This is a genomic window from Photorhabdus heterorhabditis (genome assembly GCF_001280945.1).
Taxonomy (GTDB): domain Bacteria; phylum Pseudomonadota; class Gammaproteobacteria; order Enterobacterales; family Enterobacteriaceae; genus Photorhabdus; species Photorhabdus heterorhabditis.
Genome location: NZ_LJCS01000115.1, coordinates 1 through 4,759 on the forward strand (window position 1 = coordinate 1; position 4,759 = coordinate 4,759).

4 protein-coding genes, 5 tRNA genes and 2 rRNA genes are annotated in these 4,759 nt (G+C 40.6%); 10 read left to right on the plus strand and 1 reads right to left on the minus strand.

Annotated features, from left to right (window positions below):
* Positions 1-4: 4 nt before the first annotated feature.
* The 5 genes from rrf (AM629_RS20415) (at position 5) to birA (ending at position 2,652) form a co-directional block, all read left to right on the plus strand.
* A 5S ribosomal RNA gene (gene rrf / locus AM629_RS20415) occupies positions 5-120 on the plus strand.
* A 196-nt stretch (positions 121-316) separates the two neighbouring features.
* Positions 317-392 (plus strand) — tRNA-Thr (locus AM629_RS20420).
* Between the two features lie 22 nt (positions 393-414).
* A 5S ribosomal RNA gene (gene rrf / locus AM629_RS20425) occupies positions 415-530 on the plus strand.
* Positions 531-667: 137 nt separating this feature from the next.
* Positions 668-1,693 (plus strand): UDP-N-acetylmuramate dehydrogenase, encoded by a 1,026-nt coding sequence (gene murB / locus AM629_RS20430; protein WP_054481577.1) that lies wholly within the window; start codon positions 668-670, stop codon positions 1,691-1,693.
* Complete coding sequence (gene birA, locus AM629_RS20435) at positions 1,690-2,652, plus strand: bifunctional biotin--[acetyl-CoA-carboxylase] ligase/biotin operon repressor BirA (protein ID WP_054481579.1); 963 nt, start codon at positions 1,690-1,692, stop codon at positions 2,650-2,652. The genes murB and birA overlap by 4 nt, the downstream gene beginning before the upstream one ends.
* Before the next feature lie 38 nt (positions 2,653-2,690).
* Here the strand turns inward: birA and coaA are convergent, their stop codons facing one another.
* The gene (gene coaA / locus AM629_RS20440; protein ID WP_054481581.1) at positions 2,691-3,641 is read right to left on the minus strand and encodes a type I pantothenate kinase; all 951 of its coding nucleotides are present in this window, start codon (positions 3,639-3,641) and stop codon (positions 2,691-2,693) included.
* 430 nt (positions 3,642-4,071) lie between these two features.
* Between coaA and AM629_RS20445 the strand changes: the two genes are divergently transcribed.
* The 5 genes from AM629_RS20445 to AM629_RS22765 form a co-directional block, all read left to right on the plus strand.
* A tRNA-Thr gene (locus AM629_RS20445) sits at positions 4,072-4,147 on the plus strand.
* Between the two features lie 15 nt (positions 4,148-4,162).
* Positions 4,163-4,247: transfer RNA gene (locus AM629_RS20450), tRNA-Tyr, on the plus strand.
* 105 nt (positions 4,248-4,352) lie between these two features.
* Positions 4,353-4,427, plus strand: a tRNA-Gly gene (locus AM629_RS20455).
* Positions 4,428-4,433: 6 nt separating this feature from the next.
* Positions 4,434-4,509 (plus strand) — tRNA-Thr (locus AM629_RS20460).
* A 108-nt stretch (positions 4,510-4,617) separates the two neighbouring features.
* Positions 4,618-4,759 (plus strand): GTP-binding protein (locus AM629_RS22765; protein WP_072161945.1); only part of this gene is annotated, 142 nt, incomplete at its 3' end.

A 4,759-nucleotide genomic window follows, 5' to 3' on the forward strand; every position in this document is an offset into this window, starting at 1 on the left:
TATGCCTGGCGGCGATAGCGCGGTGGTCCCACCTGACCCCATGCCGAACTCAGCAGTGAAACGCCGTAGCGCCGATGGTAGTGTGGGGTCTCCCCATGCGAGAGTAGGACACTGCCAGGCTTTAAATTAAAGCTTTATGTCGGGGTGACAGAGTGACATGGAGCGTAGTAAGCAGAGAGTAGGGCGAACCCGTTGGAAACGGATTTGAACATTGCAAGATCGACAACCCGAAGGATGAACAGCAAGTGGTGGGCCGTTCGTAATCTGTCAAGATTTTAATTAAGGTTTTTCGCCAATAGTGGTTGCAAAGCCTATTGCTGATATGGCTCAGTTGGTAGAGCACACCCTTGGTAAGGGTGAGGTCCCCAGTTCGAATCTGGGTATCAGCACCACATAGAATATATAAAGAATTCGTCTGGCGGCGATAGCGCGGTGGTCCCACCTGACCCCATGCCGAACTCAGCAGTGAAACGCCGTAGCGCCGATGGTAGTGTGGGGTCTCCCCATGCGAGAGTAGGGAACTGCCAGGCTTTATTTTAAGATGAAAGGGCCATCCGATAGGGTGGCCTTTTTGCATTTGGCGAAAAAACTAACTTAGCTTTCCAACTGTTTTCTACGCCTATAGGCTGATAAACTACTCATTAAATCTTTGTTGAGTATTAAGTAAATGCTTTCTCTTAAAAAGTTTAATGCCTTTGGGTTATCAGCCTATGCTAAACATTTAGACGTAGCTGAGTCTACCGAATCTTTATTGGCTTTATGGCAGGAAGCCAAAAACCAAAAACAACCTGTATTGCTGCTTGGTGGAGGCAGTAATGTCTTATTTACTGAGGATTTTGAAGGAACGGTGATCCTGAATAGGATCATGGGGATCCAATGTCAGGAAACTGATGAATCATGGCATTTACATGTAGGAGCAGGAGAAAATTGGCACGATTTAGTTTGCTATTCTCTCCAAAATCAGATCTATGGGTTAGAAAATTTAGCTCTAATTCCTGGTTGTGCTGGTGCAGCACCAATTCAAAATATTGGTGCATATGGCGCTGAATTTAGAGATGTATGTGAATACGTAGATGTTCTTAACCTGAAGTCGGGAGAGAAAGTGCGTCTTAGTGCTGATAAATGTCAGTTTGGATATCGGGATAGTATTTTCAAGCATAAATACAAAGAGAACTGTTTTGTTATCTCTGTGGGTCTATTGTTAAAAAAGAATTGGCAACCGATATTGAACTATGGTGATTTAACTAAGTTATCGAAAGGTAGCGTAACTCCTCGTCAGATTTTCGATTTAGTATGTACAATGCGTACTAGCAAACTACCTAATCCTGCCGTGGTAGGAAATGCAGGTAGTTTCTTTAAGAATCCAATCGTTAGTGCAGAAATTGCGGCTAAAATTAAAGAAAACTATCCTGATAGTCCTCAATATCCTCATACTAATGAAACGTTTAAATTAGCGGCAGGTTGGCTCATTGAACAATGTAATTTGAAAGGCTATCGTATTGGTGGCGCAGCTGTGCACCTTAGGCAAGCTTTGGTATTAATAAACCAGGAAAATGCTACATGTAAGGATGTAATTGCATTGTCTGCCTATGTTCGTCAACAAGTGATAAGAAAATTTGGTGTATTACTTGAACCTGAGGTTCGCTTTATTGGCTCTAAAGGTGAAATTGATGCTGTGGAATGCATTTCATGAAAGATATAACTGTACCATTGCAATTGATTAAGATTTTGTCTGATGGAGAAATTCATTCAGGGCAACAATTAGGGCAAGACTTAGGGATGAGCAGGGCTGGAATTAATAAGCATATACAGACTATTCGTGAATGGGGAATTGAACTGGAAACGGTACCTGGTAAAGGTTATAGTTTTTTGGCTCCTGTGCAGTTACTTGATGAGTGTAGTATTTTTCAATATTTACCTGAGGGTCGTATTGCGGTTTTACCAGTTATTGATTCGACTAATCAGTTCTTACTTGATCGTTTATCTGAGCTGAAATCAGGAGATGCCTGTGTTGCTGAATATCAGTATGCTGGTAGAGGTCGGCGTGGTCGGAAATGGGTTTCTCCTTTTGGTAAGAATCTTTACTTATCTATGTATTGGTGTCTTGAGCAGGGGCCTGCTGCTGCGATTGGATTGAGCTTGGTTGTGGGTATTATTATTGCTAAAGTATTGCATCGATTAGGTGCTGACAGAATTAAAGTAAAATGGCCAAATGATTTATATCTTGATGATAAGAAATTAGCTGGGATTCTAGTCGAGTTGATGGGAAAAACTGGTGATGCCGCCCAAATTGTGATCGGTGCGGGTATAAATATTGCTATGGATCATAAGGGTAAAGAATCTATTAATCAGCAATGGATTAATTTGCAGCAGGCAGGTATTGAAGTTGATCGTAATAAGTTGGCAGTAGAAATAATACTTGAGTTAAGAAAGGCTCTGATTCAGTTTGAAAATGAAGGTTTGTCTTCATTTGTTTCTCGGTGGTTTGAGTTAGATAATTTTATGGATAGACCGGTAAAATTAATTATTGGTAATCAGGAAGTCCATGGTATAGCTAGAGGTATTAACCAGCAAGGAGCTTTGTTACTTGATCAAAATGGTGTTGTCACTCCATATATTGGTGGTGAGATTTCTTTGAGAGGTTGTCATTAATAACCGGAAGAGAGATATCTTCCGGCTTTAAAATTATTTTATTTACGCAGCCTCACGCTTTCAATGGTGTGATTGGCGCCTTTTGTCATGATTAGGCTTGCTCGTTCTCGGGTTGGTAGAATATTTTGTTGTAAATTTAATCCATTGATTTCTTGCCAGATATTAGATGCGGTATTTATAGCTTCTTCTTCTGATAACTTAGAATAGTTGTGGAAATAAGAATCTGGATCTGAAAAAGCACCCTGACGGAATTTCAGGAAGCGACTAATATACCAGCCCTTAAGTAATTTTTCTGATGCATCGACGTAGATAGAAAAGTCGACGAAATCGGAGACAAATACATGATGTGGATCATGGGGATAATCCATACCGCTTTGCAATACATTCAGACCTTCCAAAATCAAAATATCTGGTTGTTCAATGAGTTTTTTTTCATTTGGCACGATGTCATAGGTAAGATGAGAGTAAACTGGTGCAGATATTTGCTTGGAGCCTGATTTAATATCAGATACGAATTTCACTAGGCTGTGCATATCATACGATTGTGGAAACCCTTTCTTTTTCATCAATCTACGTTCATTCAGCACGCTGTTAGAATGCAGAAAACCATCTGTAGTAATTAATTCTACGCTTCTGTGTTCGGGCCAACGACTCAGCAGCGCCTGTAATAGGCGCGCTGTAGTGCTTTTACCAACGGCAACACTACCAGCAATACCTATGATATAAGGGACTTTTTGCTCATCAGTACCTAGAAATTGTTCAAGTACGGCTTGGCGCCGTAAATTTGAACTGATATAAAAATTGAGTAAACGAGATAAAGGAAGGTAAATTTCAATAACTTCTTCTAAAGAAATTTCTTCATTAATCCCTTTTAGATCAATTAATTCTTCTTTTGTTAATGTTAGTGGGACTGAATCACGTAAGGTAGCCCATTGTTCACGATTGAATTGCAAATATGGAGTAGCCAAAAAAGGTTCTTTTTTATTCATAGACCAACATCTGCCGTTTGTGCAGGTTGGACAGGTTGTAATAAACAACCTGTACCCGACAAAAAATAAATTGCATCATATCGATTGAGAGGCTGTAGGCGTAGGCTTTTTTATATTTTTAGCGGTTTTTTTTGATAAGAAATGCAGAATTGTAAAAAAATTGGGTTGCTTTGCTTAATGCTAGCTAGGATTTTTCTTTCATAATGATGGAAGTTTAACTGAAGAAAATGAAATAGTTTATTAAGTTCTATAGAACTTGTGATCAATTCTTTAATAGTTATAGATAATTTTTCGTTGGTTATTTGGGCTGAATCTATTGAAAAAAGCAGCTATTCGAATAAATGCGAGCATTTTATGACCGAACGATCAGGGAAGGCAATTTTTTTGTTGCATAGAGCGCTCACACTACCTAGAATGCGCAGCACTTGATGCCGGCATAGCTCAGTTGGTAGAGCAACTGACTTGTAATCAGTAGGTCCCGAGTTCGACTCTTGGTGCCGGCACCATTAAAATTTGGATAAGGTGGGGTTCCCGAGCGGCCAAAGGGAGCAGACTGTAAATCTGCCGTCACAGACTTCGAAGGTTCGAATCCTTCCCCCACCACCAAACAATCAGATTTAATCTTGAGTGTTTGCATATGAGTAGTTACTCCAAGTAAAACACATTGAGATACAACTTACAGCTGATTTAAGTCAGGTAGCCGAGTTCAATGCGGGCATCGTATAATGGCTATTACCTCAGCCTTCCAAGCTGATGATGCGGGTTCGATTCCCGCTGCCCGCTCCAAGATGTGCTGATATAGCTCAGTTGGTAGAGCACACCCTTGGTAAGGGTGAGGTCGGCAGTTCGAATCTGCCTATCAGCACCACTTCTTTAATGTCCTTGTCTCCTGGTTTTTTCCTGTAAATGATTCAACAAGCGACTGCTTGGTTGATGTGGTGAAACCACCGATTCCGTGTCTTAGAGGGACAATCTAATGTCTAAAGAAAAGTTTGAACGTACAAAACCGCACGTTAACGTTGGTACTATCGGCCACGTTGACCATGGTAAAACTACCCTGACTGCTGCAATTACTACTGTACTGGCTAAAACCTACGGTGGTAACGCTCGTGCATTCG

Excerpts from the sequence above, each read along its gene's own strand:
- murB (WP_054481577.1), top strand. The coding sequence starts at position 668 with ATGCTTTCTCTTAAAAAGTTTAATGCCTTTGGGTTATCAGCCTATGCT.
- coaA (WP_054481581.1), bottom strand. The coding sequence starts at position 3,641 with ATGAATAAAAAAGAACCTTTTTTGGCTACTCCATATTTGCAATTCAAT.
- birA (WP_054481579.1), top strand. The coding sequence starts at position 1,690 with ATGAAAGATATAACTGTACCATTGCAATTGATTAAGATTTTGTCTGAT.